This is a genomic window from Paraburkholderia mimosarum LMG 23256 = NBRC 106338 (assembly GCF_000739815.1).
GTDB lineage: Bacteria > Pseudomonadota > Gammaproteobacteria > Burkholderiales > Burkholderiaceae > Paraburkholderia > Paraburkholderia mimosarum.
This window is the reverse complement of record NZ_BBJJ01000203.1, coordinates 1-483: the sequence shown is the minus strand read 5'-3', so window position 1 is coordinate 483 and position 483 is coordinate 1. Positions and strand designations below refer to the sequence as shown.

1 pseudogene is annotated in these 483 nt (G+C 63.8%); it reads right to left on the bottom strand.

Features of this window, described 5'->3' with window-relative positions:
• Positions 1-325: pseudogene (locus BMI01S_RS36575) on the bottom strand (IS21 family transposase); the annotation flags it as partial.
• Between the last annotated feature and the right edge of the window lie 158 nt (positions 326-483).

Below are 483 nucleotides of genomic sequence, written 5' to 3'. Positions count from 1 at the left end.
TGCGTCGCTCCAGCGTGCGACGCATGCTCTCGGGATAGCTGCCCGGGTGATCATCCTGCAGCTTGCGCAGGATCGTGATGCCCATCAGATGTGGAGCGTTGCGCAGCAACGGCACGACCTCGCTGTCCCAGACATCGGCGAACGGATCGGGACGGGTGCGCCAGGAGCGTCGCGGCTTCTGGGATGGCAACGTCGCGTCACGCTCGATGCGGCGTGCGCTGCGCACGCTTATCCCCGCCTTGGCGGCCGCGACTTCCTGCGGATGGTGTTTGCGCTTGTTCATATAGAGGCGAACCTGTTGGTCGGTGATGCGGGTTCCAGACATGTGCTGACCGCTTCTTCTTTAAGAATCGATCAGCCATCCTATTGCCCCGCCGACGCGGCGCCGCCGGTGGTTCGTCGTCTCCGGCGGCTACGCCGCCTCCGACTCCTCACCACCGGCCAAAACAAACGTCAACGACCGGCCAACATAATTGTCGCCCC